The 26,551-nt window shown below is 43.4% G+C and carries 21 protein-coding genes; 18 read left to right on the top strand and 3 right to left on the bottom strand.

Annotation, left to right across the window (positions count from 1 at the left end):
• Position 1: 1 nt before the first annotated feature.
• From dapD to map, 3 genes are read right to left on the bottom strand one after another with little or no spacing between them, the layout of a single operon-like run.
• Positions 2 to 826, bottom strand: coding sequence for a 2,3,4,5-tetrahydropyridine-2,6-dicarboxylate N-succinyltransferase (gene dapD, locus IEW93_RS12000; RefSeq protein ID WP_188739566.1), 825 nt, complete (start codon positions 824 to 826; stop codon positions 2 to 4).
• A 60-nt stretch (positions 827 to 886) separates the two neighbouring features.
• Entirely contained in the window at positions 887 to 3,460 is a 2,574-nt protein-coding gene (glnD, locus tag IEW93_RS11995; protein ID WP_188739565.1) for a bifunctional uridylyltransferase/uridylyl-removing protein GlnD, read from the bottom strand.
• Between the two features lie 18 nt (positions 3,461 to 3,478).
• Positions 3,479 to 4,276, bottom strand: coding sequence for a type I methionyl aminopeptidase (gene map, locus IEW93_RS11990; RefSeq protein WP_188739564.1), 798 nt, complete (start codon positions 4,274 to 4,276; stop codon positions 3,479 to 3,481).
• A 372-nt stretch (positions 4,277 to 4,648) separates the two neighbouring features.
• On the opposite strand from map, the gene rpsB reads away from it, so the two are divergent.
• The 18 genes from rpsB (at position 4,649) to IEW93_RS11900 (ending at position 26,074) form a co-directional block, all read left to right on the top strand.
• Positions 4,649 to 5,377 carry a 30S ribosomal protein S2 gene (gene rpsB, locus IEW93_RS11985; RefSeq protein WP_188739563.1) on the top strand — a complete coding sequence of 243 codons (729 nt, stop codon included), beginning with the start codon at positions 4,649 to 4,651 and terminating at the stop codon, positions 5,375 to 5,377.
• Positions 5,378 to 5,494: 117 nt separating this feature from the next.
• Positions 5,495 to 6,346 carry a translation elongation factor Ts gene (gene tsf, locus IEW93_RS11980; RefSeq protein ID WP_188739562.1) on the top strand — a complete coding sequence of 284 codons (852 nt, stop codon included), beginning with the start codon at positions 5,495 to 5,497 and terminating at the stop codon, positions 6,344 to 6,346.
• A 68-nt stretch (positions 6,347 to 6,414) separates the two neighbouring features.
• Positions 6,415 to 7,152 (top strand): UMP kinase, encoded by a 738-nt coding sequence (gene pyrH, locus IEW93_RS11975; protein ID WP_188739561.1) that lies wholly within the window; start codon positions 6,415 to 6,417, stop codon positions 7,150 to 7,152.
• Positions 7,153 to 7,286: 134 nt separating this feature from the next.
• Positions 7,287 to 7,829 carry a ribosome recycling factor gene (gene frr / locus IEW93_RS11970; protein WP_283104423.1) on the top strand — a complete coding sequence of 181 codons (543 nt, stop codon included), beginning with the start codon at positions 7,287 to 7,289 and terminating at the stop codon, positions 7,827 to 7,829.
• Between the two features lie 81 nt (positions 7,830 to 7,910).
• Positions 7,911 to 8,735, top strand: a complete 825-nt coding sequence (uppS, locus tag IEW93_RS11965; RefSeq protein WP_188739559.1) for a polyprenyl diphosphate synthase — start codon at positions 7,911 to 7,913, stop codon at positions 8,733 to 8,735.
• A gap of 21 nt (positions 8,736 to 8,756) precedes the next feature.
• Entirely contained in the window at positions 8,757 to 9,614 is an 858-nt protein-coding gene (locus IEW93_RS11960) for a phosphatidate cytidylyltransferase (RefSeq protein WP_188739558.1), read from the top strand.
• A gap of 5 nt (positions 9,615 to 9,619) precedes the next feature.
• Positions 9,620 to 10,810 carry a 1-deoxy-D-xylulose-5-phosphate reductoisomerase gene (gene ispC / locus IEW93_RS11955; protein ID WP_188739557.1) on the top strand — a complete coding sequence of 397 codons (1,191 nt, stop codon included), beginning with the start codon at positions 9,620 to 9,622 and terminating at the stop codon, positions 10,808 to 10,810.
• Positions 10,811 to 10,822: 12 nt separating this feature from the next.
• Positions 10,823 to 12,193 carry a sigma E protease regulator RseP gene (rseP, locus tag IEW93_RS11950; RefSeq protein WP_188739594.1) on the top strand — a complete coding sequence of 457 codons (1,371 nt, stop codon included), beginning with the start codon at positions 10,823 to 10,825 and terminating at the stop codon, positions 12,191 to 12,193.
• A gap of 31 nt (positions 12,194 to 12,224) precedes the next feature.
• Positions 12,225 to 14,708 carry an outer membrane protein assembly factor BamA gene (gene bamA / locus IEW93_RS11945; RefSeq protein WP_188739556.1) on the top strand — a complete coding sequence of 828 codons (2,484 nt, stop codon included), beginning with the start codon at positions 12,225 to 12,227 and terminating at the stop codon, positions 14,706 to 14,708.
• A gap of 64 nt (positions 14,709 to 14,772) precedes the next feature.
• Positions 14,773 to 15,270, top strand: a complete 498-nt coding sequence (locus tag IEW93_RS11940; protein ID WP_160053907.1) for an OmpH/Skp family outer membrane protein — start codon at positions 14,773 to 14,775, stop codon at positions 15,268 to 15,270.
• Positions 15,271 to 15,275: 5 nt separating this feature from the next.
• Positions 15,276 to 16,301, top strand: a complete 1,026-nt coding sequence (gene lpxD, locus IEW93_RS11935) for a UDP-3-O-(3-hydroxymyristoyl)glucosamine N-acyltransferase (protein WP_188739555.1) — start codon at positions 15,276 to 15,278, stop codon at positions 16,299 to 16,301.
• Positions 16,302 to 16,331: 30 nt separating this feature from the next.
• A complete protein-coding gene (gene fabZ, locus IEW93_RS11930; RefSeq protein WP_188739554.1) occupies positions 16,332 to 16,793 on the top strand; it encodes a 3-hydroxyacyl-ACP dehydratase FabZ in 462 nt (153 codons plus the stop codon).
• Positions 16,790 to 17,560, top strand: coding sequence for an acyl-ACP--UDP-N-acetylglucosamine O-acyltransferase (gene lpxA, locus IEW93_RS11925; RefSeq protein WP_188739553.1), 771 nt, complete (start codon positions 16,790 to 16,792; stop codon positions 17,558 to 17,560). Before fabZ ends, lpxA begins: the two co-directional genes overlap by 4 nt.
• 8 nt (positions 17,561 to 17,568) lie before the next feature.
• Positions 17,569 to 18,717 carry a lipid-A-disaccharide synthase gene (gene lpxB / locus IEW93_RS11920; RefSeq protein ID WP_188739552.1) on the top strand — a complete coding sequence of 383 codons (1,149 nt, stop codon included), beginning with the start codon at positions 17,569 to 17,571 and terminating at the stop codon, positions 18,715 to 18,717.
• Between the two features lie 18 nt (positions 18,718 to 18,735).
• Positions 18,736 to 19,377: a ribonuclease HII gene (gene rnhB, locus IEW93_RS11915; protein ID WP_188739551.1), complete on the top strand. Its 642-nt coding sequence runs from the start codon at positions 18,736 to 18,738 to the stop codon at positions 19,375 to 19,377.
• A 108-nt stretch (positions 19,378 to 19,485) separates the two neighbouring features.
• Entirely contained in the window at positions 19,486 to 22,962 is a 3,477-nt protein-coding gene (dnaE, locus tag IEW93_RS11910) for a DNA polymerase III subunit alpha (protein ID WP_188739550.1), read from the top strand.
• Positions 22,963 to 22,970: 8 nt separating this feature from the next.
• On the top strand, positions 22,971 to 24,431 hold the full coding sequence (tilS, locus tag IEW93_RS11905; protein ID WP_188739549.1) for a tRNA lysidine(34) synthetase TilS: 1,461 nt from the start codon (positions 22,971 to 22,973) through the stop codon (positions 24,429 to 24,431).
• Positions 24,432 to 24,493: 62 nt separating this feature from the next.
• Positions 24,494 to 26,074, top strand: coding sequence for a M28 family metallopeptidase (locus IEW93_RS11900; protein WP_373284918.1), 1,581 nt, complete (start codon positions 24,494 to 24,496; stop codon positions 26,072 to 26,074).
• The last annotated feature ends 477 nt before the right edge of the window (positions 26,075 to 26,551 follow it).

Below are 26,551 nucleotides of genomic sequence, written 5' to 3'. Positions count from 1 at the left end.
ATTAATCTACGATACGCAGTAACTCATTAATACCCACTTTACCGCGAGTTTTAGCATCTACCTTTTTAACAATAATGGCAGCATACAAGCTGTATTTACCGCAAGCAGATGGTAAGTTGCCTGATACAACAACAGAGCCCGCTGGTACTCGGCCATAATGAACTTCGCCAGTTTCACGGTCAAAAATACGTGTGCTTTGGCCAATGTAAACGCCCATTGATATCACGCTGCCTTCTTCAACCACGACGCCTTCAACGATTTCGCTGCGCGCGCCAATGAAGCAGTTGTCTTCAATAATGGTTGGGCCGGCTTGTAATGGCTCTAATACGCCGCCAATTCCCACACCACCAGACAAGTGAACATTTTTACCAATCTGTGCACATGAGCCAACAGTTGCCCATGTATCAACCATAGTGCCCTCATCTACATAAGCACCTAAGTTTACATAAGATGGCATTAGTACGGTGTTTTTTCCGATAAACGAGCCTTTGCGAACTGTGGCTGGTGGTACAACACGAATACCTTCTGCTTTAAAGCGTGCTTCATCATAGTCTGCAAACTTTTGTGGTACTTTATCAAAGTATTTGGTGTCTCCACCGTCAATCACGCCATTATCAAAAATGCGGAAAGACAATAGCACGGCTTTTTTAAGCCATTGATGAACATGCCATTCACCATTAATTTTCTCAGCAACGCGTGCTTCGCCTTTGTCTAACATGTTGATGACAGTTTCAACATCTGCACGTACACTTGCGTCGACAGTCGATGGTGAAATGTCTTGGCGTGCTTCGAATGCTGCTTCAATGCGTTGGCGTAAAGCCTCCATTGTGTTCTCCCAGTAGGTAATGATTAGCTCAAAATTAGCATAAACATTGAGGTTAAAAAATTAGTTAGCGGATTTAAGTGCCAAAATAAGGGCATCTGATAATTGTTGTTGCTGTTGTTCGTCTAACGCAGCGCCGCTTTGAGTCTGCAATATAAAGAAATCCTCAGCACGCTCGCCAATAGTGGTAATTTTAGCGGCTAACAAGGTCACATTGCAGCGGTAAAATGTGTCACCGACTTTGGCCAATAAGCCTGGCGTATCTAGGGTGATTAATTCCATCATACTTGTACCATGGCGGGCACTGGGTAAGAAACTCACATGAGTGGCAACATTAAAAGGTTTCATGATCCGTGCGAGCTTTCTAAATTTTGGCAATTTAGGATTTTCACTGGCAAGGGCTTTTTCAAGCGCTTTTCGGATACTTTGAATACGTGATAACTGAATGATAGGTTCGCCATCTTGCTCTAGGATCACAAAGGTATCGAGAGCGAAGTTATCTTTTGACGTCATAATGTTTGCATCATGGACGTTGATGTTTTTATTGTCTAATACGGTCATTACCGTAGCAAACAGTTTGGGTTTATCTTTGCTGTAAATAAATAATTCTGTGCCGCCGCGAGTGGTGTGTTTAGACATCAACACGATTGGCTCGTCGTTATTGTGTTTTAAAATGGCTTCGGCATGCCAGGCGACTTGATTTGGCTGATGGCGCAAAAAATAATCATTTTTAAAACGCGACCACAATGCGTCCATGTCTTTTTCTTTTAAGCCACGACGGATCAACTCTTTTTTGGCCTTAGCTTGAATTTCGTTTACCCGGGCTTTAACGTCGACGGGTTTTTCTTTACCACGGGCCAATACACGCTGTGTCGAAAAATATAAATCGCGCAGTAGTGACGCTTTCCAGTTATTCCAGGTTTTTTCATTAGTGGCACAGATGTCGGCAACAGTAAGGCAATACAGATAGCTTAAATGAATGGTGTCATGGACTTTGTCGGCAAATTCTGCAACCACTTCAGGATCTGAAATATCACGTCTTTGTGCAGTAACAGACATCACAAGATGATTTTCAACTAACCAGGCCACTAAACGGCCATCATGGTCATTCATTCCATGTAATTTACAAAAATCGATGGCGTCTTTTGACCCAAGCTTACTGTGATCACCTCCTCGACCTTTTGCAATATCATGAAATATTGCCCCAAGCACTAATAAGCCTTTTTTAGGTAACTGGTTGATTAATATTGCCCCGAGAGGGAATTCATCTTTTTGTTCAGCTTGTGAAAAACGCTCAATATTAAGCAGTAATCTGTGAGTGTGCTCATCGACGGTATAAGCATGGAATAGGTCAAACTGCATTTGGCCTTCAATTTTACGCCAGGCGGGTAAATACGACGATAAAATACCGTGCTTATGCATAAACGATAACGCTTCAATGCCTCGTGGATGTTTTAATATTTCCATCAGCACTTTGCGGCAAGCCGGGTTGTCTTGCAAGGGGGCGGTTAAACCACGGCGCGCATTACGCAGTAAGCGTAAGGTTGGGGCGTAAATATCTTGGATATTTGAGTTTTTCGCGATCATTAAAAATAAGCGTAAAATCTCTTCATTTGCGCGAGTAAATAATTCATCGTCAAGGACTTCAATATAGCGACCACGGCGCTGAAATTGGTTGTTGATAGGCTGAATTTCTAATGCTTGAGTGTGCCCTAGCGTGGCGCGTTTAAATAATTGCAGAAGCATTTGATTAAGTTCCATCACGCGGCGCACCGTGCGATAGTAGCGTTTCATCATTTGCTCAACAGCGAGCTGTGTTGCGTCTTCATAACCAAGTAAGCTGGCAATTTGGCGCTGTAAATCAAACAGCAATCTGTTTTCATTGCGATTGGCCGTGATGTGCAGCGCAAAGCGGATTTCCCACAAAAAGTTTTGACACTCAAGAAGTTCTTCAAGCTCTGCTGGCGCCAGAAAGTCGTGCTCAACCAATTCTTCTAGCGTCGCTGCATCAAAGTGGCGCATCGCAACCCAGGCTATGGTTTGAATATCACGCAATCCGCCAGGGCAGGTTTTTATATTAGGTTCTAAGTCGAAAGCACTGGCTTTACTGTGACGATTGCTTTGTTCATCTTTTTTTGCATTATAAAAATCATACGATGGCCAAAAGTCGTGCTGGCGGATGTTGTCGTATAGTAAGTCAAATAAGTGCTCATTACCGGTTAATAGCCTTGCCTCAATTAAATTAGTGGCTATGGTAATGTCTAATTTACCTTGTTCAATGGTTTGCGCCACAGTGCGAACGCTGTGGCCAATTTCAAGGCCGGTATCCCACAGATAGGTAATAAACTGACTTAGTTGGCTTTCTAGTTCTGCCGAGAGCGGTTCGTCGCTGATTAAAAATAATAAATCAATGTCTGAATGGGGATGCAGTTCACCGCGGCCATAACCGCCTACCGCAACCAAGGCAAGTGCATCGGAGAGTAATGCAAAATCTTGCCATGCTTGGGTCAATAAGGAATCAACAAACTGACTGCGATGTTTAACAATATCAGCAATAGGATGCTTTGCTGTGTATTGCTCAACTAAGCGCTGGTTTAAATCGATTAATGCATTTTTGGCGGCCAGCGCTGTATTCATTGAAAACCTTTTTGTTTATTAGTGATTAATGATTCGAGGGAAGTCTTCTTCATCGCGTAAAGTTAATACTTCTACACCCGTTTCGGTAACCAGTAGTGTATGTTCCCACTGTGCAGAATTTTTACCATCAGATGTGGTGACTGTCCAATTATCGTTTTTATCTAGCACGGTTGTGTGACGGCCAGCATTGATCATTGGCTCGATGGTAAAGCACATGCCTGGTTTAAGCACGGTTTTATCATTGTTTTTATAATGAACAACTTGTGGCTCTTCATGAAAACCCGCCCCAATACCGTGACCACAATAATCTTGCACGATGGAGTACTTATCAAGCCCTGTTTTGCTCGCTTTAATGAATTTTTCTATGGTTGTGCCTATTTCGCCTAATTTTAAACCAGGACGCACTTTTCTAATCGCCAAATATAAGCTTTCTTGGGCAATTCGGCTTAAGCGTTTGTCTTTTGCTGACACGTCACCTATTAAAAACATTTTAGACGTATCACCATGGTATCCGTCTTTGATAACCGTAATGTCAATGTTGATCATGTCACCTTCTTTTAAAACGTAATCAGAAGGAATACCGTGACACACCACTTCATTGACTGAGGTGCAAATTGACTTTGGAAATCCGTGGTAGTTAAGTGGAGCTGAAATGGCACCTTGCTCTTGTGTGTATTTAGCGCAAATGTCGTTTAATTCGTTTGTGGTGACACCCGCTTTAACAAACGGCGCTACCATTTCTAATACCTGCGCTGCTAACTTGCCCGCTGCACGCATTTTTACTATTTCGTCTGCACTTTTAATCACAATACTCATGAAAACTCTCTATCATTTAACGGTCAAAGTTGGCGGGTTTCAACCAAGTCTGTTGTGGCAAAAATTTGTATTTAGTTGCCGATTATGGTATAAAGCGCGCCGTTATGTATAAGATTGTTGTTGTACGGTTCGGGTTAATTCAATGTTGTTTGATGTTATTTGATGCTTATTTGTAGGCATTTTAAACAAATCATCACAAAGAGTTCGGCAAACCGTAAAATATGGCGGTCATTATACATGGCAATTAACTTAAATACTAAATCACACACGTGTCGACACATTTTTCGGGGTGCTTTCTAAATCATACTGTGATTAGAGAGTCGAAAACATGGGATACGTGGAGGTCTAACCCCTTACATTAAGGTATATACAATGACTACTGTTTCAATGCGCGACATGCTACAAGCTGGTGTTCACTTTGGTCACCAAACTCGTTACTGGAACCCAAAGATGAAGCCTTTCATCTTCGGCGCTCGTAATGGTGTACACATCATCAACCTTGAGCACACTGTACCAATGTTCAACGAAGCTTTAGCTTTCATTAGCAACGTTGCTTCTAAGAAAGGTAAAGTATTATTCGTAGGTACTAAGCGCGCTGCTGGCGAAGCTATCAAAGAAGCTGCAATTTCTTGTGACCAGTATTATGTTGATCACCGCTGGTTAGGCGGTATGTTAACAAACTGGAAAACTGTTCGTCAGTCAATCAAGCGTCTTAAAGAGCTAGAAAGCCAGTCTGTAGACGGTACTTTCGACAAGCTTACTAAGAAAGAAGCGCTAATGCGTTCACGCGAATTAGACAAGTTAGAAAAGTCTTTAGGCGGAATTAAAAACATGGGCGGTTTACCAGACGTATTATTCGTTATCGGTGCTGACCATGAGCATATCGCTATTAAAGAAGCAAACAACCTAGGTATCCCAGTTGTTGCAGTTGTTGATACTAACTCTGCGCCAGACGGTGTTAACTATATCGTTCCTGGTAACGACGACGCGATGCGTGCTATTCGTTTGTACACTACTTCTGTAGCTGCTGCTGCCAACTCTGGCCGTGGTCAAGATTTAGCTGTTCAAGCTGAGCAAGACGGTTTCGTAGAAGCTGTTTAATAAGGAGTGGTGCTTAGCATCTCCCTTATTTGCCAATAAGATAATTGGTGAACAGGGGCCTTTGGGCCCCTGTTTTATAAATGCAAAATTAGACGAATTAAATTAGAGGATTTAACAATGGCAATTACTGCTGCCCAAGTTAAAGAACTTCGTGACCGCACTGGCGCTGGCATGATGGACTGTAAGAATGCACTGACTGAAACTAACGGTGACATCGAATTAGCAATCGATAACATGCGTAAGAGCGGCGCTGCAAAAGCGGCTAAAAAAGCGGGTAACATCGCTGCTGACGGTACTATCCTTATCAAAAATGGTGAAGGTTTTGCTGCACTTTTAGAAGTGAACTGTCAAACTGACTTCGTTGCTAAAGATTCAAACTTCCTAGGTTTCGCTAACGCAGTGCTAGACGTAGCTGCTGCTTCTAAAGTAACTATCGAAGACTTAAAAGCACAGTTTGAAGAAACTCGCGTTGCATTAGTGGCAAAAATTGGTGAAAACATCAATATCCGCCGCGTTGAGTATATCGACGGTGCTAACCTTGCTTCTTACCGTCACGGTGAGCGTATTGGTGTTGTTGTTGCAGGTGAAGCTGACGAAGAAACGTTAAAGCACATCGCAATGCACGTTGCTGCTTCTAAGCCTGAATTCGTAAATCCTGAAGATGTACCAGCTGAACTTGTTGAAAGAGAGCAAGCTCTACAGGTAGAAATCGCCATGAACGAAGGTAAGCCACAAGAAATCGCTGAGAAGATGGTTGTTGGTCGTATGAAGAAGTTTACTGGTGAGATCTCTCTTACTGGTCAAGCTTACATCATGGAACCAAAGAAAACTGTTGGCGAAGTGCTTAAAGAGAAAAAAGCTTCTGTGTCTAACTTTATTCGTTTAGAAGTTGGCGAAGGTATCGAGAAGAAATCTGAAGATTTTGCTGCAGAAGTCGCTGCACAAATCGCTGCAACTAAAAAAGCGTAATCGCTTTTCTTTCAGTACCCTAAGACCGCAGCAATCGCTGCGGTCTTGTTATAATTAGGACGAAAATTATGAGCACCAACCCAAAACCAGCATTTAGACGTATTCTGCTTAAATTAAGCGGTGAAGCATTAATGGGTGACGAAGGCTTCGGCATCGACCCCAAAGTACTTGATCGTATGGCTCAAGAAGTAAAAGAGCTTGTTGAACTCGGCATTCAAGTTGGAGTGGTGATTGGTGGTGGTAATCTGTTTCGTGGTGAAGGCCTTGCACAAGCAGGCATGAACCGTGTGGTGGGCGATCACATGGGGATGCTGGCAACCGTAATGAATGGCTTGGCTATGCGTGATGCCTTGCACCGTGCATATGTTAATGCTCGCCTTATGTCTGCCATACCGCTTAAAGGTGTGTGTGATGACTATAATTGGGCTGAAGCGATTAGCTTATTAAAGTCTGGCCGTGTCGTGATTTTTGCAGCTGGCACAGGTAACCCATTTTGTACAACTGATTCTGCGGCCTGTTTGCGCGGTATCGAAATTGAAGCTGAAGTGGTTCTCAAAGGAACAAAAGTAGACGGTGTGTATTCTGCAGATCCAATGAAAGACCCTGAAGCCGTTAAATATGATACGTTGACCTATGCTGAAGTCCTTGAATCAGAATTAAAAGTAATGGATTTAGCAGCATTTACTATGGCGCGTGATCATAATATGCCTATTTTAGTGTTCAATATGAACAAACCCGGCGCACTTCGCCGTGTGATTATGGGTGAAGATGAAGGCACTGTTATTAGTAGTAAACAGCCTGCCTAATCACAGAAATAAAAAATAGTGATACCAAATAAATTAACTGTTTGAGCTGTTTCATAGCTTGTGTCATTCTTAGACTAAAGCTCAAGCACACATGAATTTGAGACAAAAAGGAAATTATTGTGATTGATACAATTATGTTAGATGCGCAAGAGCGCATGGGTAAGTGCGTTGATGCAACTAAAAATCAAATGGCTAAGGTTCGTACTGGTCGTGCACACCCAAGTTTATTAGATTCTATTCAGGTGTCTTATTACGGTTCTATGGCACCACTTAAGCAAGTTGCCAACGTCGGTGTTGAAGACTCTCGTACATTAACCGTTACTGTGTTTGACCGCACTATGGTTCAAGCTGTTGAAAAAGCCATTATGAGCTCAGATTTAGGTTTAAACCCTATGTCTGCCGGTGCAACGTTACGTATCCCGCTACCTGCGTTAACGGAAGAACGTCGTAAAGACTTCATTAAAGTGGTTAAAAACGAAGCAGAAAACGGCCGTGTTGCTATCCGTAACGTTCGTCGTGATGCAATCAGTGAAGTTAAAAAGCTTGAAAAAGCAAAAGAATGTACTGAAGATGATGTTCGCCGCAGTGAAGAAGAAGTGCAAAAACACACCGATTCGTACATCAAAAATATCGATACCCTTTTAGCGGCTAAAGAAAAAGAGTTGATGGAAGTATAATCTGTCAATATAGACGCTAGAGTTAACACGCCGTGTAAGGGTATACTACACGGCGTTTGTTTTTATAAAGGATTGCCGTAGATGTCGTCTACAGTTGAGTTTGAATCAGACCCTAATAACGAGTCGGAGCAAGTCGCTTCACAATTGTTGCCGGGACAATTATCTGATGTGGTTAAACAATCTCTACCTAAGCATGTTGCAATTATCATGGATGGTAATGGTCGCTGGGCGCAATTACAGGGCAAAGCTCGTGTGTTTGGCCATAAAGCCGGGGTTAAAGCGGTGCGTCGTGCTGTTAGCACTGCAAGCCAGTTAGGGATTGAATCGTTAACCTTGTTCGCGTTTTCGAGTGAGAATTGGCGCAGACCAGATAAAGAAGTCAGTTTATTGATGGAACTGTTTTTTACTGTGTTACAGCGTGAGCTTAAATTGCTCGACAAAAACCAAGTAAAACTGAATATTATCGGCGATACCAGTCGATTTTCTGCCCGTTTACAGCAGCAGATTGCAACAGCTCAAGAGAAAACCGCAGCCAATACCGGATTGATATTGAATGTTGCGGCTAACTACGGTGGGCGTTGGGATATTTTACAAGCGGCACAAAAATTAGCCGAAAAGGTCGCAACTGGCGAAATCAACAGCAGTCAGATGACAGAAGATGCACTAAATGCACATTTATGCATGCATAATCAGAGCGAAGTTGATTTAATGATCCGTACTGGTGGGGATTACCGCATTAGTAATTTTGTTTTATGGCAGGCCGCTTATGCCGAGTTGGTGTTTACTGACACCCTGTGGCCTGACTTTGATGAGCAAGCATTTCGCGATGCCCTTGCTATTTTTGCCGGTAGGCAGCGCCGTTTTGGTTTGACTGGAAGTCAAATAGAACAAATACGCGCAATATAAGAATATTAAGAGGATTAGTTTTTGCTAAAACAACGAATAATAACAGCATTGTGGTTAATCCCAATTGTACTCGGGGCGATTTTTTTACTACCAGCTCACTTTTTTGCATGGATACTCGTGCCGGTTTTTTTAGTTGCTGCAAAAGAGTGGGGCAGTTTTATTGATCCAGAATGTAATGTGACTCAGTGGTCTTTTACTGCAACCTTAGGTGTTTTGTTAGTTGCGCTTAACTTAGCAGTACCTGTAGATGTGTTATGGTTTAAAGGTCAGTTGCACCCCATGTACCTTGCTATAATCAGTATTGGTGTGTTTTGGTGGTTGGTGAGTAGTGTATTGGTGATGAGCTTCCCTAGTAGCGCTAAATACTGGAAAACCAGTCCAATGTTAAAGTCCATGTTTGGGCAATTGACATTAGTCCCTTGCTTTGCCTCGCTTATTGCACTTAAGTCACTCAGTTATAATGTTGAACCCTATTACGGTGGTGCGTTAGTGTTTTTGGTTATGTTGGTGGTGTGGGCAACAGATACAGGCGCTTACTTTGCTGGCCGTACACTTGGTAAACATAAATTAATGCCTAGCGTTAGCCCTGCTAAAACCTTAGAAGGCTTAGCTGGTGGGTTGTTAACGACAATGGTGGTAGTCGCTGGAGTGATGTATATTGCACCAGAACAAGAATTAGGTTTACTTGTCGTTGTGACGTTAGTGACTGCACTTGCCTCTGCATTTGGTGATTTATCTGAAAGTATGTTTAAACGCGCTGCAAACATAAAAGATTCGGGTACCATTTTGCCAGGCCACGGCGGCATTTTAGATCGTATTGATAGCTTAACCGCTGCATTTCCTGTGTTTACCTTTATTTATATTGCCATGGGGATGTGATTCCTATGCAAAATATGGTGATATTAGGGGCAACTGGCTCTATAGGGGCAAGTACCCTTAGCGTAATAGCAAACAACCCTAGCCAATTTACCGTTTTTGGGTTAGTGGCTCATGCCAGCGTTGATAAAATGCTCGCCTTGTGTATTGAGCATCAACCGCAATATGCACATATGGTTGATGAGCACGCGGCTATGCAGCTTAAAGCTCTACTTCCCGTTGATTGTGTTACTGAGGTTACGTCGGGTGCACAGGCGCTTAATGCGCTTGTTACAGATAGCCGAACCGATACTGTGATGGCGGCCATTGTTGGTGCTGCTGGGTTAGTGCCCACGTTTGATGCCGTTAAAGCAGGTAAGCGCGTGTTGCTGGCAAATAAAGAAGCTCTGGTTATGTCTGGTGAGTTGTTTATGGCTACGGCAAAGGCTTCTGGTGCGACTGTATTACCGGTAGACAGCGAGCATAATGCGATTTTTCAATGTTTACCCGTGCAAGTTCAGGGGCAACTTGGCTACTGCGACCTTGGTCAACATGGCATTTCACATATCTTATTGACCGGTTCAGGCGGTCCGTTTTTACAAACCGATTTAACCACCTTAAGTGGCATGACACCTGCCCAGGCTTGTAAACATCCTAATTGGTCAATGGGGCCCAAAATCTCTGTTGATTCTGCCACCATGATGAATAAAGGCTTAGAGTTCATAGAAGCTCGTTGGTTGTTTAATACCCAAAAAGATCAGCTTAAAGTGGTTATTCACCCTCAGAGTGTCATTCATTCTATGGTGCAATATCGTGATGGCTCTGTTATCGCACAGATGGGAAACCCGGATATGCGCACGCCAATTGCTCATTGTATGAGCTATCCGCAAAGAATTGACGCTGGTGTTGAACCTTTAGACTTTTTCAAAGTCGGACAATTAAGCTTTTGTGAACCTGATTTTAATCGTTTTCCGTGTTTGCGTTTAGCAATGCAAGCTTGTGAACAAGGTCAGGAGGCCACGACAGTTTTAAATGCAGCCAATGAAATCGCTGTCGATGCTTTTTTAAAAGGTCAGATCCGTTTTACCGATATTGCTGGTGTTAACCATCATTGTTTGGCGTCGGTACAACAAACACGTTTAGCCAGTATTGACGATATTTTACAGCTTGATAACCAGGCGCGAAATACGGCAAAGTCGTTTATCAACGCGCTTAATTAATTCAGGGGAATGATGATAGATTTTTTGTGGAGCCTAGGTTCATTTATCGTAGCATTGGGCATTTTAATTACAGCTCATGAATACGGCCATTTTTGGGTTGCCCGCCGCTGTGGCGTAAAGGTTGAGCGTTTCTCTATCGGTTTTGGTAAAGCCATTTGGCGCAAAATGGGCCAAGACGGCACCGAGTATGTGGTGGCAATGATCCCATTAGGTGGTTACGTTAAAATGCTTGATGAGCGTGTTGAAGACGTGCCAGCCGAATTAGTTGACCAGGCTTTTAATCGCAAAACCGTTTGGCAGCGTATCGCCATTGTTTCAGCAGGTCCAATAGCTAATTTTATTTTTGCCATTTTGGCGCTGTATGTCATGTACATGATAGGTACGCCATCATTGAAACCCGTCATTGATAGTACCCAATCAAATAGCCCAGCAGGTATTATCAATGTGGTTGAGCCACAACAAATTTTAGCGGTTTCGGGTCAAAAAGTTCGGACATGGGAAGAAGTTAATCTGGCGTTAGTGGGGCACATTGGTGACAGCAGTCTTAGTTTAACCCTAGCACCATTACCGACATTATCTGGTATGGACATGCCAACTAAAACGGTAACTCTAGACACCAGCGATTGGAAATTCGACCCAGAAAAAACCTCACCTATTACGTCATTGGGGTTAGGTATTTATCGTCCTGGTATTGATCCAACCATCGCCTTAGTCTCGCCAGATAGTGCGGCAGAACAGGCTGGTATTGTCGTTGGTGATACATTGACAGCAATTAACGGCGAACCTTTCAATGATTGGAAAGCCTTTGTTGATGTGGTACAAGCGTCAGCAAATAAAACGTTAACCATGACATTAATCAGAGATAACCAGATGATTAATGTGGATGTAACACCCAAAGCCCAACAAAACGCAGATGGACAAACCATTGGAATTGTTGGCATAAGCCCTACACAAGCGCCTTGGCCTGACAGTATGCGCTTTGAGCTTGAGTATGGCATAGTAGATTCTTTCATCGCTGCAACAGATAAAACCTGGCAGCTGGTTGTTGTCAGTTTTAAGATGATTGGAAAATTATTTACCGGCGATGTGTCGGTGAAAAACTTAAGTGGTCCTATATCAATTGCACAAGGTGCTGGCGCCAGTGCAAGTTACGGTTTAGTGTACTTTCTTGGGTTTATCGCGCTCATCAGCGTTAATTTAGGCATTATTAATTTAATGCCTTTACCCGTGCTTGATGGTGGACACTTGCTGTATTACTTTGTAGAAGTGATTACTGGTAAGCCTGTACCCGAAACGGTGCAGGAAATAGGTTTCAGGTTTGGCGCAGCTCTGCTGCTAATGTTGATGGGTGTCGCCCTATTCAACGATTTTGCCCGACTCTGAGCAAGGACAGACTAATAATTAGAAGTGCTCTATGAGATTTAATAAAATTTTTGCCTCGATGTTATTCGTCGGCGCGTCTTTTTCAGGGAATGGTTGGGCAGAAACTTTCCAACCTTTTGAAGTGACCGACATTCAAGTAGAAGGTTTGCAACGAGTTGCTCTCGGTGCAGCGCTATTAAGTTTGCCTGTGAAAATAGGTGACACAATAGATGAAGTTAAATTACAGCAAGCCATTAAGAGTTTATATGGTTCAACTAACTTTGAAAGCATCAACGTAAGCCATGAAAATGGCATACTGTACGTTGTTGTTAAAGAGCGTCCAACGATCAGTGTTATCTCGTTTGAAGGTAATAAAGATATTAAAGACGAACAGTTACAAGAAAGTCTTGATGGCTCTGGTGTTAAATCGGGTGAGTCGTTAGATAGAACTATGTTGTCAGGCATTGAAAAAGGCCTGCAAGACTTCTATTACGGCGTGGGTAAGTATGGCGCTAAAGTTGAAGCGCAAATTATCAATTTACCGCGTAACCGAGTAGAACTTAAATTTAAGTTTACAGAAGGCCTAGCGGCAGAAATTCGCCAAATTAACGTTGTCGGTAACACAGTGTTTTCTGACTCCGAGCTGATCAGCATGCTTGAGCTTAAAGACTATGTTGCTTGGTGGGATTTATTTGGCGAACGTCGCTATCAAAAGCAAAAGTTACAAGCCGATCTTGAAACCATTAAAACCTATTATCACAACCAAGGCTATATTCGCTTTGAAGTGACTTCAACTCAGGTTGCGATGACCCCAGACCGTAAAGGTTTGTACATCACAATCAACGTTAAAGAAGGTGAAAAGTACAAGATTAAAGAAGTTAACCTCGTCGGTGATTTAATGGGCCGTGAAGAGTTAATGAGATCAATATTGCCGATTAAAGCTGGCAATATGTACAACGGCGCAGATGTGACATTTACTGAAGAAATGTACAGTAAATACCTTGGCCGTTTTGGTTACGCTTATCCTGAAGTGAAAACCTACCCTGAAATTGATGATGAAAACAAAGAAGTTGTGTTAAACATCAATGTTAAGCCAGGGAAACGTGTTTATGTACGCTCAATTAACTTTACGGGCAACACTGTCACCAAAGACGAAGTGATGCGCCGTGAATTACGCCAAATGGAAGGCGCTTGGTTAAACTCAGCGCAAATTGAACAGTCTAAAACGCGTCTTAACCGCTTAGGTTATTTTGAAACGGTAGAAACTGAGACAATACAAGTACCAGGTAGTGACGATCTGGTGGATGTGGCCGTAACCGTAAAAGAACAGCCATCTGGCTCGTTTAATGCCGGCGTGGGCTATGGTACTGAGTCTGGCGTGAGCTTACAGTTTGGTATTGAGCAAAATAACTTCCTTGGTACAGGTAACCAAGCAGGGATCAGCATCAATACAAACAAGTATTCTAAAAGTGCTACCGTGTCTTATACCGACCCCTATTTTACTAAAGACGGTGTTAGTTTAGGCGGCAGTGTTTACTGGAACGAGTTTGATGCCAACGAGGCTAACCTTGAACGCTACAAGAATAAATCTTACGGTGTTGCGTTAAACTCAGGTTTCCCAATTAACGAATCTAACCGCTTAAACGGTGGTATTGGTTATCGTCATAACACGATTTCTGAAATTTCGTCATATGAGCAGGCCGTACGTTTTTACAATATTTACCGTGAAAACGATGAAGTAGATGCCGATTTAAGTTTTGATAACTTTGAATTGACAGCTGGGTGGTACAGAAGCACGCTTAACCGTGGTACGTTCCCAACAGACGGTTCATCTCAGCGTTTGAGTGGTAAAATCACGGTTCCAGGATCTGATTTACAGTATTTTAAAACAGATTTTGATACGAACTATTATTTCCCACTAACTCGCCAACACGGATTTGTATTATTAGCCCGTGCGCGGTTAGGTTATGCAAACGGTTATGGTCAGTTTAACGACAATGATCAAATTTTACCGTTTTGGGAAAACTACTATTCAGGTGGCTCAAGCTCTTTGCGTGGCTTTAAGTCTAACTCAGTAGGTCCTCGCTCATTCTATCTATATCGTGGTAGCACCGCTTGTTCACCTGATCCATCAGGTGATGGCTGTAGTTTACCAGGTGACATAGACACGGTTTATGTTAGCGAAGGTAACTCTATTGGTGGTAACGCGATTGCTACAGCAAGCTTAGAAATGATTGTACCAACGCCATTTTTAGATGAGGCTTACACAAACTCAGTACGTACCAGTTTCTTTTTAGATGCGGGTAACGTATGGGATACCGAATTTGACTATGATGGTTATCGTTATCTTCCAGCCGATCAATTTTCGCAGTTAAGTGATTATAGCGACCCTGAACGCATCCGTGCGTCATGGGGTTTGAGCGTTCAGTGGCTATCCCCAATGGGCCCTATGGTGTTCAGTTTAGCCTGGCCGATAAAAGAATATGAAGACGATGAAACAGAGATTTTCTCGTTCAATATTGGCAAAACGTTCTAAAACAAATACACTCGGCAGGTTTTGCTGATAACAACAAATTTAATAGGAGTCTACTTTGAAAAAGATGGTAAATCGCGCACTAGTAACATTGGCATTAATCGCTACGCCTATGCTTGCACACGCAGAAAAAATTGCTGTGGTTGACATGGGTGAAGTGTTTGAGCAGTTGCCGCAGCGCGAGCAAATTTCTAAATCATTAAAAGCTGAGTTTGGTGATCGTGTTGCTGAAGTTCAAAAAATGCAGGAAGAAATGCGTTCTTTGGTTGAAAAGCAGCAACGTGACGGCGCGTTGATGAGCGATACACAAAAAACTGAACTAGTACGTAAAATGGATTCGTTAAAATCAGAATTCCAATTAAAAGGCAAAGCACTTGATGAAGACATGCGTCGTCGTCAAGGTGAAGAGCAAAATAAGCTATTAGTTCAAGTTCAAAAAGCCATTAACACTATTGCTGGCAAAGAAAATTATGACCTAGTACTACAACGTGGTGCGGTGATTTTTGTTAAGCCAGAAGCTGACATCAGCGGCAAAGTGGTTGAAGCCTTAAGCAAAGGCAAATAAGTAATATGCAAAAAGTGACTTTAAAAGAGCTAGGCCAATTACTGGGCGCAACAATAAAAGGTGATACATCATTGGAAATCACCAGTGTCGCTACCCTTGAAGATGCGGCCCAAGGCCAACTCTCTTTTTTAGCCAATAGTAAATATCGTGCACAGCTTGAGGCGACTCAAGCTAGCGCGGTATTGCTAAGTGAAAAAGATGCAGAGTTTTATCAAGGTAACGCCCTAATTGTAGGTGATCCATACGTGGCGTTTGCCCGCGTGGCTCAGTTACTCGATACCACACCAAAACAGGCGCTAGGTATTCATCCATCTGCGCAAATAGACCCATCGGCTATTATTGGTGAGGGTGTGGCAATTGGTGCAAATGCAGTGATTGACGCGGGCGTCATTTTAGGTGAAAACGTTCAAGTTGGTCCCGGTTGTGTGATTGGCCAAGACTCCATTATTGGTTCTGGCTCACGACTTTGGGCTAACGTAACGATTTATCATGACGTTCATATGGGGCAAAACTGTCTTGTTCAGTCTGGTACCGTTATTGGTTCTGATGGCTTTGGTTATGCCAATGAACGCGGTAATTGGATTAAAATACCCCAAACGGGTGGTGTACGGATTGGCAATAATGTTGAAATCGGTGCATGTACCAGTATTGACCGTGGGGCATTATCCCATACCGAAATACACAATGGTGTGATTATCGATAACCAAGTGCAAATTGCGCATAATGTGGTGATTGGCCAAAACACTGCAATGGCTGGCGGTTCTATTATTGCGGGCAGTGCGACAATTGGTAAATATTGTATTATCGGTGGTGGTTGTGCTGTTGCTGGGCATATTAGCATCGCAGATGGTGTTCATATTTCAGGTGGTACTAATGTTACCAGCACAATTCATGAAAAAGGCGTCTATTCATCTGCTACAATAGCGATGGAAAACAAGCTTTGGCGTCGTAATACTGTACGTTTCCGCCAATTAGATGAACTATTTAACCGAGTTAAACTACTCGAAAAAAGTGCCAAGGGCGACGAATAACCCAGTGTAGCCTTGATTAAGGAATGTAGTGTGTCAAACCAATTAAACACCATGGATATTAAAGAGATCCTTAAGTATCTGCCTCATAGATATCCATTTTTGTTGATCGACCGTGTTTTAGATTTTACCGTAGGTGAGCAATTACACGCGATTAAAAATGTAACCATCAATGAGCCTTTTTTTCAAGGCCATTTCCCTGTGCAACCTGTTATGCCTGGTGTATTGATTTTAGAAGCTATGGCGCAAGCAACAGGATTACTGGCTTTTAAAACCATGAGCACAGAGCCGTCTCCAGACGTATTGTATTATTTTGCTGGTATCGATAAAGCGCGTTTTAAACGCGTTGTTGAGCCAGGCGATCAATTACATTTCCACGTTAAAATGATTAAAGAGCGCCGTGGTATTGGTGTATTTATTGGTGAAGCATTGGTCGATGGTGAGCTAGTTTGCTCTGCCGAAATCATGTGTGCACGTAGAGAGATTAAAAAGTGATAGATAAATTAGCGTTTGTTCACCCTACTGCAAAAATTGGTCAAAACGTGACTATTGGCCCTTGGACTTATATCGGCGAAAACGTTGAAATTGGCGATGATAACTGGATCAGCTCACACGTGGTCATTAAAGGCCCAACTGTGATTGGTAAAGGTAATCGCATTTTTCAATTTGCTTCAGTCGGTGAAGAGTGCCAAGACAAAAAGTATGCTGGCGAACAAACTCGCTTAATTATCGGTGATAACAATATTATCCGTGAGTCTGTCACCATTCACCGCGGAACTACCCAAGACAACAGCGAAACACGCATTGGTTCAAATTGTTTGTTTATGGCTTATGTCCATATTGCGCATGATTGTGTTGTGGGTAATAACGTGATCATGGCAAACAATGCCTCAATCGCTGGCCATGTTCATGTGGGTGATTGGGTGATTCTTGGCGGTATGACGGGTGTTCACCAGTTTGTGCGTATTGGTAATCACGCCTTTACTGCCGGTGCCTCGCTTATTTTGCAAGATGTGCCTCCATTTGTCATGGCTGCGGGCTCTCCTGCTGTGCCGCGTGGCTTAAACCTTGAAGGCTTAAAACGTCGTGGTTTTACCAAAGAGAGCCAACGCGCGATTTTAAATGCGTATAAAGCAGTGTTTCGCAAGAGCTTAACCATTGAAGAAGCCAATGCTGAAGTTAGCGAAATGGCAGAAAAAGATGAAAATGTAAAAGCCTTTTTGGCGTTTATTAATCATCCTGGTCGCGGCATTATTCGATAGAAGATACGATGACACAAGGTACTCAAAAAGTATTTGCCATTGTCGCCGGAGAAATCTCCGGCGATATTTTAGGTGCGGGTTTAGTTAATTCGCTAAAAAAACGTTATCCCGATGCCCGTTTTATTGGTATTGGTGGCCCACGTATGCAAGCGCTCGGATTTGAAAGCTTATTTTCAATGGAAGAGTTAGCCGTAATGGGCCTCGTGGAAGTGCTGTCGCGCTTACCTCGATTACTTCATATTCGTACAAGTTTGATCAAACAAATTACTGAATTAGCACCCGATTGTTTTATTGGTATTGATGCGCCTGATTTTAATATTGGCCTAGAGCTTAAGTTAAAAGCTAAAGGCATTAAAACTGTGCATTATGTTAGCCCCTCGGTATGGGCATGGCGGCCGAAACGCATCTTTAAAATTGCCAAAGCCACCAATATGGTGTTGTCGTTACTGCCGTTTGAAAAAGCCTTTTACGATAAACATCAGGTCCCTTGCACATTCGTTGGCCACACGCTAGCCGACGATATCCCAATGCAAAGCGACAAATTAGCCGCTCGTTTAGATTTAGGCCTCGACCCAACAGCAGAATACCTAGCTGTGTTACCTGGTTCTCGTGGTGGTGAACTTGCGCAACTGGCAGAGCCTTTTATCAAGGCAGCCGTGTTGGTTAAGCAAGCATACCCAGACATTAAGCTGGTTACTCCGGTTGTCAATGAAGCAAGGCGAAAACAGTTTACCGATGCATTACAACAATTTGCTCCAGATTTAGCCATTCACCTTGTTGATGGTAAATCGCGTGAAGTCATGGCAGCAGCAGATTGTATTTTATTGGCATCAGGCACAGCTACCTTAGAAGCGATGCTAGTTAAACGCCCTATGGTGGTTTCGTATCGTGTGAGCCCAATCACCTATGCGATTGCTATTCGTATGATGATGATTAAGAACTACTCGCTTCCCAATTTATTGGCAAACGAAACAATTGTGCCTGAGTTGATGCAAGCTAATTGCCAACCCCAACTTATTGCAGATGCGATAATTGATCAGCTTAATAAAGATTTTGCACCGTTAAATGCCCGTTTTGAGCAACTGCATCAATTGCTTAAATGTAATGCCAGTGAACGCGCCGCCGATGCCGTAGATGCTTTACTCGCAACGCAATAAGCATTAAGGAATTGATTAATGATCCTAAACACGCTCCCTGTAGTAATAAAAAACATCACACCAGAGCAAGTAGTGATAATAACAGATGGTATTGTTGCTGGCGTTGACGAAGTCGGGCGTGGACCACTGGTTGGGGATGTCGTGACCGCTGCAGTGATTTTAGATCCTAACAAACCGATTGCAGGCTTAAATGACTCTAAAAAGCTCAGTGAAAAACGCCGTAATGCGTTATATCACGATATTATCAACAATGCGCTCAGTGTAAGTGTTGGCCGTGCTAGCCCTGCAGAAATTGATGAGCTAAATATTTTGCATGCCACCATGTTAGCCATGCAACGTGCGGTTGCTGGGTTAACTATTCAGCCCAAACGTGTGTTAGTTGATGGCAATCGTGTACCTGATTTTGGTATTGCCAGTCATGCGGTGATTAAAGGTGATGGTTTAGTGGACGCCATAAGCGCTGCATCCATTATTGCTAAAGTGACCCGTGATGCTGAAATGGCTATCTTAGACAGCCAATATCCTCAATATGGCTTTGCTAAACATAAAGGTTATCCGACAAAAGCGCATTTTGAAGCCCTGGCATTGCACGGTGTGTTGGCTGAGCATCGTAAAAGTTTTAAACCTGTGGCTGAGCGTATGTTGCTCCAAGACAAATAAACATTCCCTTATAGCCTAGTTTTCGTTGGCGAAACTAGGTTAGTTTGATAGTCTAAATCCTGCTTTTTCATGTTATTACATTCATCTTTTTCGAAGAATAATTAATCTATGTCCGATCCTCGTTTTGTTCATTTGCGCGTCCACAGTGATTTTTCAATGTCAGATGGCGTTGCCAAAGTGAAACCTATTATTGCCACCGCCGAAAGCATGGGAATGGCAGCAATAGCGTTAACCGATCAAAACAACTTTTGTGGTCTGGTTAAGTTTTATGGTGGCTGTCATGGTGCAGGGATTAAACCGATTGTCGGTGCAGATTTTTGGGTACAAACACCAGGGTTTGATAAAGAGTTTTGCGCATTAACCATTATTGCAATGGACAATGAAGGCTACCAAAATCTGACTCAGTTAATCAGTGAAGCCTATTTGCGTGGGCAGATCGATGGCCGGGTGGTGATTGATCAAGAGTGGCTGGTTAAGTTTAATCGTGGTTTAATTATTTTGTCGGGTGCCAAAGAAGGCGATGTAGGTAAAGCGTTATTAAAAGGCAACCAAAATCAAGTTGACTCTTTAGTGAGTTTTTACCAGCAACACTTTAATGACCGCTACTATTTAGAATTAATCCGAACGGGCCGGGCCGACGAAGAGCGTTACCTGCACATGGCGGTTGAGCTTGCATCAAGTCGAGGCCTACCTGTTGTTGCCACTAATCAGGTTGTTTTTTTAAAAGCAGACGATTTTGAAGCCCACGAAATCCGGGTCGCAATTCATGATGGCTTTACCTTAGCCGACCCTCGTCGCCCAAAAAAATACAGCGATCAGCAATATCTTCGCACTGAAGATGAAATGATAGCCTTGTTTGCTGATATTCCATCAGCAATTCAAAATACCGTTGAAATAGCCAAACGTTGTAACGTGACGATTCGATTACACGAGTATTTTTTGCCGAATTTCCCAACGGGTGATCTGTCGATTGAGGACTTTCTTGTTGAAGTGTCTCGCAAAGGCTTAGAAGAACGCTTGGAGTTTCTGTTTCCTGACCCTCAAGTGCGCGCACAAAGACGTGGCGAGTACGACGAGCGTCTTGATATTGAACTCAAAGTCATCAACCAAATGGGTTTTCCGGGTTACTTCCTTATCGTGATGGAATTTATCCAATGGGGTAAAGACAACGGCATTCCGGTTGGGCCAGGACGTGGTTCTGGTGCTGGGTCATTGGTTGCGTACGCCCTTAAAATTACCGACTTAGATCCACTTGAATACGATTTACTGTTTGAACGATTCCTCAACCCTGAGCGGGTATCCATGCCCGACTTTGACGTCGATTTTTGTATGGATCGTCGTGATGAAGTTATCGACCACGTTGCTGAATTATATGGCCGTGAAGCGGTATCACAGATTATTACTTTCGGTACCATGGCGGCAAAAGCGGTAGTACGCGATGTAGGCCGTGTTTTAGGGCATCCCTATGGATTTGTTGACAGGTTAACCAAGATGATCCCAGCAGAGCCTGGGATGACGCTTGCCAAAGCATTTGAAGTGGAGCCTGCATTACCAGAAGCTTATGAAGCAGATGAAGATGTAAAAGAGCTTATTGATATGTGTCGCCGCTTAGAAGGGGTAACACGTAACGCCGGTAAACACGCCGGTGGTGTGGTAATTGCTCCCACACGTATTACTGACTTTGCACCATTATATTGCGATGCAGAAGGGCTAAACCCGGTTACTCAGTTTGATAAAAATGACGTAGAAACCGCAGGTTTAGTTAAATTCGACTTTTTGGGCTTACGGACCTTAACCATTATTGACTGGGCACTGCAGATGATTAATCCGCGCCTGATTAAAGAAGGTAAAGAACCTGTTCGCATTGAAGCCATTTCATTAACCGATCCAGCTTGTTTTAGATTACTACAACGCTACGAAACCACCGCGGTATTTCAGCTTGAATCCCGTGGTATGAAAGACCTCATTAAGCGCCTACAACCCGACTGTTTTGAAGACATGATTGCACTGGTAGCACTGTTTCGCCCTGGGCCGCTACAGTCAGGCATGGTTGATAACTTTATCGAACGTAAACACGGCCGCGAGGTAGTGTCTTACCCTGATTCGCAATACCAACACGAATCGTTAAAAGAGCTGTTGTCGCCCACCTACGGCATTATTTTGTATCAAGAGCAGGTGATGCAGATTGCTCAGGTACTTTCTGGTTATACTCTAGGCGGCGCGGACATGCTGCGCCGAGCTATGGGTAAAAAGAAACCTGAGGAGATGGCTAAACAGCGCAGTATTTTTAAAGAGGGCGCGATTAACAACGGCGTTGATGGCGAGTTGTCGATGAAAATCTTCGACTTGGTTGAAAAGTTTGCCGGTTACGGTTTTAACAAGTCGCATTCAGCCGCTTATGCTTTAGTGTCCTATCAAACGTTATGGCTTAAAACTCACTACCCAGCGCAATTTATGGCCGCGGTAATGTCTGCCGATATGGACAACACAGACAAAATCGTCACCCTGGTGGATGAATGTGAGCGCATGGGCTTACCGCTTATTCCGCCCGATGTGAACAAAGGTTTGTTTAAATTTACCGTAGATGACGATTTGAATATTGTTTACGGCATTGGCGCCATTAAAGGCGTAGGTGAAGGCCCGGTAGAGTCTATATTAGAAGCGCGTAAAAACGGCCCATTTGTCGATCTTTTCGATTTTTGTGCCCGTGTAGACTTAAAAAAACTCAACAAACGCGTCATCGAGAAACTCATTTTAGCAGGGGCGTTAGACACCCTAGGGCCTCATCGTGCATCAATGATGGCTACCTTACCAGAAGCCATCAGCGCAGCAGCGCAGCACGCAAAAGCCGAAGCCATTGGCCAACACGATATGTTTGGTTTACTCAATAGCGAACCAGAAGACAGCAAGCAAAATTTTGTGCAGTGTACGCCATGGCCAGACAAAATTTGGTTAGAAGGCGAGCGTGAAACCTTAGGGCTGTATTTAACTGGACACCCGATTAACCAGTACTTAAAAGAGCTTAAGCAGTACACCAACGGCCGTTTAAAAGACATACATCCAACCGAGCGTGGCAAAACCGTTAAGGCCGCTGGGCTGGTTGTCGCAACCCGAGTGATGATCACCAAGCGTGGTTCTAAAATGGGCTTAGTGACGCTCGATGATAAAAGTGCCCGATTAGAAATCATGTTGTTTACCGAGCCGTTTGAAAAGTTTGGACATTTACTTGAAAAAGATCGCATTTTAATTTGCGAAGGTGATGTCAGCTTTGATGATTTCTCTGGCGGCAACCGCATGAATGCCCGTAATGTGATTGAGATTGGCGAAGCCCGAAGCCACTTTGCGCGCGCAGTTGAAATTAATGTTCAAGGCAATGAAGTGACGCCTGAATGGCTTGAACAATTTGAGCAAACCTTAACGCCATGGCGAAATGGCGCTGTGCCAGTAGTTATCAATTATGTTAAACCAGAAGCCAGTGGCAAAATTACCCTAGGCGATGAATGGCGAGTCAATCCAAGTGACGAGCTTATGCTAGCGTTAGAGAGTATGCTTGGTTCTAATAACGTTAAAATTACGTTTAATTAAGGTACGTTATGACAGCAGAACAGCTTTTATTGTTATTGGAACAGGCCGTTTTGCCACTCTATCCTCAAGGCATTTCTCAGGGGCAACAACAGCCTAAGTTAGTGTTAGCTTACAGTGGCGGTGTTGACTCAGAGGTTTTAGCCTTCGGGCTAAGTCGTTTTAGTCATCAATACCCGCACATTGCCTGTTTGCTTATTCATGTTCATCATGGCCTTAGTGACAATGCCAACATTTGGGTGCAACATTGCATTGCCCGTGCAAGCCATTATCAACTGCCAATACAAATAGAACGCGTTAATGTTGAAAAAGGCGCTAGACAAAGTTTAGAGGCTAAAGCGCGTGAGGCGCGTTATCAAGCATTTGATCGCTATCTTAATCCGGGTGATATTTTACTCACCGCACACCATCAAGACGATCAACTCGAAACCTTATTGCTTGCGTTAAAGCGAGGTCAGGGCCCAAAAGGCTTAGCTGCAATGGGGGCGCTGCAAACTTACAAGCAAGCTTGGTTAGTGAGGCCGTTATTAGACATAAGTCGCGATCAAATTGAGCAATTTGCAGCCCAAAAGCAGTTAGTTCATATTGAAGATGAAAGTAACCAAGACGACAGCTTTGATAGAAACTTTTTACGCCTTGATATTATTCCACGCCTAAAACAACGTTGGCCCGGCATTGCCACTACCGCGGCCCGCAGCGCGGCATTATGTGCAGAGCAACAACAGGTGATAGACAATGAAGTGAGTCATCGCTTACCTCAGTGGTTAATACAGCCAACTGATCCCAAGGCGCTAGTAACCGAATCCACCGGGTTTGTATTAGCAGGCTTTGCACAATTAACGCCCGCCTGGCAGGCATTGCTGTTTCGTGGGTATTTAAGTTATTGCGACGTGAGTTTACCGTCACAATCACAATTGCAGCAAATACTGTCGCAACTGCTTGAGGCAAAAGATGATGCTAATGTGGCAATTCAATGGGGCGACTTTCAAATTAAGCGTTTTGCCGGTATAGCCTACGTACTCAGTAACTCAGCGCTTGAGCCATTACCTGTCAACGCGTTGCAACACGATATTCGTGCGGTACTGTTAGGCGAGCAAAATCAAGCCTCAGGCAGAGTAGGGCAACTGGCATTTGTAGTGCAAAAACAGATGCAGGCGCAGATGCAACAGGGCGTTTCAACATCTTCATTTCCTTTACTTGCTTTGCCAATTGAGCATGTACAAGTCACGGTAAAGTTTGGCGCAGCTGGCTCAATTAAATGCCTGCCACAGTTTGCGTCAACGCAGCGCAGCAAACCACGTGAGCTTAAAAAATTGTGGCAGGAATGCCATATTCCGCCTTGGCGTCGCCAGCAAATACCATTAATTTTTTACGGTGATGTGTTAGTTGCCGCCATTGGATTATGGATAGACCAACGCTATCTTGCAGCCCCTGGGCAAGCTGGGCTTAGCTTGCCGCTGTTGAATAGCTAAAGCGTGTCGATCGTCGTAATACGTTTACAATTATTTTTAATATTTAACAAAGGATGTTGTCTATGAATACCTTTCGTTTATTAGCGCTGTTTGGTGTGTTGTTACTGCCAAACGTGAACGCTACCCCCTTTCAATTTGATGAAAAAACCTACCGCCAAGATGTAGAAACCCTCGCCAGTGATAAATTTGAAGGCCGGGGGCCTTTGTCTCAGGGCGAGACACTGACCGTTGAATATTTAGAAAAAGCATACAAAGCTATAGGACTCAAACCGGGCTTTGGTGACAGTTACCGTCAAGCCGTGCCTATGGCTAAAATTACGGCCGATCAAACCATGCAGCTAACCATTCCAGATGTGGTGTTTAATAATGGTCGCGATTTTACCGCCCGCACCGAACAAATTCAGCCACAAGTGTCATTAGATAACAGCGATATTGTATTTGTGGGTTACGGAATTAATGCCCCAGAATACCAATGGAACGATTACGCTAACATCGACGTAAAAGACAAAACCGTCATCGTATTAGTTAACGACCCAGGCTTTGCCACACAAGACCCAAACGTGTTTAAGGGTAATGCCATGACTTATTATGGCCGCTGGACCTACAAATACGAAGAAGCCGCAAGGCAGGGCGCCAAAGCCGTGTTTATTGTGCACGAAACCGCGCCAGCGGCTTATGGCTGGAACGTGGTTGAAAACAGCAACACCAATACCAAATACACTTTGGTAGATGATCAAAATAATCAATCACACATCGGTGTAATGGGCTGGATACAACACAGTACAGCACAAACGGTGTTCCAAAAAGCCGGCCTTGACTTTGATAAAGTTAAACTGACTGCTGCCAAGGCTGGTTTTAAAGCCATTGCGCTCAACCTTAAAGCGAATTTAGTGGTAAAAAACACCATTGAACTTGCTACATCTTATAACGTTGCAGGCTTGCTACCGGGTACGAGCCAATCAGATGAATGGCTCGTGATGCACGCCCATTGGGACCACTTAGGCAAAACCGTTCAAGACGGTAAAACGGTTATTTTAAACGGTGCCGTCGACAATGCCTCAGGTGTTGCAGGCGTCATGCAGTTAGCGCGTCATTTTAACGCGCAAGATAAAGCCCCTAAACGCTCTATTCTATTTACAGCCTTTACAGCAGAAGAAACAGGCCTCATTGGCGCACAATACTTTGCTTCTAATCCTCCTGTGCCCACAAAGCAATTGGTGTCATTTTTAAACATCGATGGCATGAATGTCGGTAAAGGTGTTGATTACATCCTGCGTTATGGTCATGGTGTATCTCAACTTGAGACGTATTTAGATGCTGCCGCCAAAGCACAAGGGCGCACAGTTAAAGCTGATCCTCGTCCACAAAACGGCCTTATGTTCCGCTCAGACCATTTTGCCTTAGCACAACAAGGAGTCCCTGGATTATTGTTTATGAGTTTAGGCGATACCGACCCAGACTATATCGCGCATAAATATCATCAAGGTGCTGACGATTATGACGCCAACTGGCATTTAGGTGGGGTAAAACAAGATCTTGCTTTAATCAGCGACATCATTGAAAAACTTGCCAATAACAACGACTGGCCAAAATGGCTAGAAGAGTCAGACTTTAAAAAGCTCAGAGCACAAGACGGTAAATAGTGTTGCTAGTTTAAGAAAGAGAGGAGGCGGAAGTCTCCTTTTTATTAGTTATGACATACGGTTACTAACGTCGTAGCGCTTCACCCAGCTCCTGACTGCATTTTAACAGGCTTACAAATGTCGGATAGCTATCCAGTTGCAGCTAGTCTCTCACCTTTATGTGGTGTGTACTGTGTATAAAAACAGTTGTAATGGTTTTTTTGCGTATTTTTAAGTTTAATCGGTTGATAAGTAAACTAAAGTAGTACGAGTAATAATTCACGAACCCCCTAATGCATTGATATTAATGTCTTTTAATTTATTTTCGATTATTGGGTCCACTTTTAACGCGCAAGCTCGCTTTTATGTGTCACTGGCGTTAAATAAAACTGCTTTACATCAATAAGATAGTAAATGTAGGATGATATTAATCAATAACTTAAACGGCCGACTTTAAATTTATTTGGCCGTTCAATAAGCTGTTAACACTCAAGGAGA

This window comes from Shewanella inventionis, assembly GCF_014641855.1.
Taxonomy (GTDB): domain Bacteria; phylum Pseudomonadota; class Gammaproteobacteria; order Enterobacterales; family Shewanellaceae; genus Shewanella; species Shewanella inventionis.
Note: the sequence above shows the minus strand (reverse complement) of the source record. Positions and strands in the feature narration are given on the sequence as shown.

Excerpts from the sequence above, each read along its gene's own strand:
- bamA (WP_188739556.1), top strand. The coding sequence starts at position 12,225 with ATGAGATTTAATAAAATTTTTGCCTCGATGTTATTCGTCGGCGCGTCT.
- rpsB (WP_188739563.1), top strand. The coding sequence starts at position 4,649 with ATGACTACTGTTTCAATGCGCGACATGCTACAAGCTGGTGTTCACTTT.
- lpxB (WP_188739552.1), top strand. The coding sequence starts at position 17,569 with ATGACACAAGGTACTCAAAAAGTATTTGCCATTGTCGCCGGAGAAATC.
- lpxD (WP_188739555.1), top strand. The coding sequence starts at position 15,276 with ATGCAAAAAGTGACTTTAAAAGAGCTAGGCCAATTACTGGGCGCAACA.
- pyrH (WP_188739561.1), top strand. The coding sequence starts at position 6,415 with ATGAGCACCAACCCAAAACCAGCATTTAGACGTATTCTGCTTAAATTA.
- rnhB (WP_188739551.1), top strand. The coding sequence starts at position 18,736 with ATGATCCTAAACACGCTCCCTGTAGTAATAAAAAACATCACACCAGAG.
- ispC (WP_188739557.1), top strand. The coding sequence starts at position 9,620 with ATGCAAAATATGGTGATATTAGGGGCAACTGGCTCTATAGGGGCAAGT.
- tilS (WP_188739549.1), top strand. The coding sequence starts at position 22,971 with ATGACAGCAGAACAGCTTTTATTGTTATTGGAACAGGCCGTTTTGCCA.
- IEW93_RS11940 (WP_160053907.1), top strand. The coding sequence starts at position 14,773 with ATGGTAAATCGCGCACTAGTAACATTGGCATTAATCGCTACGCCTATG.
- tsf (WP_188739562.1), top strand. The coding sequence starts at position 5,495 with ATGGCAATTACTGCTGCCCAAGTTAAAGAACTTCGTGACCGCACTGGC.
- glnD (WP_188739565.1), bottom strand. The coding sequence starts at position 3,460 with ATGAATACAGCGCTGGCCGCCAAAAATGCATTAATCGATTTAAACCAG.
- rseP (WP_188739594.1), top strand. The coding sequence starts at position 10,823 with ATGATAGATTTTTTGTGGAGCCTAGGTTCATTTATCGTAGCATTGGGC.
- dapD (WP_188739566.1), bottom strand. The coding sequence starts at position 826 with ATGGAGGCTTTACGCCAACGCATTGAAGCAGCATTCGAAGCACGCCAA.
- uppS (WP_188739559.1), top strand. The coding sequence starts at position 7,911 with ATGTCGTCTACAGTTGAGTTTGAATCAGACCCTAATAACGAGTCGGAG.
- dnaE (WP_188739550.1), top strand. The coding sequence starts at position 19,486 with ATGTCCGATCCTCGTTTTGTTCATTTGCGCGTCCACAGTGATTTTTCA.
- map (WP_188739564.1), bottom strand. The coding sequence starts at position 4,276 with ATGAGTATTGTGATTAAAAGTGCAGACGAAATAGTAAAAATGCGTGCA.
- IEW93_RS11900 (WP_373284918.1), top strand. The coding sequence starts at position 24,494 with ATGAATACCTTTCGTTTATTAGCGCTGTTTGGTGTGTTGTTACTGCCA.
- frr (WP_283104423.1), top strand. The coding sequence starts at position 7,287 with ATGTTAGATGCGCAAGAGCGCATGGGTAAGTGCGTTGATGCAACTAAA.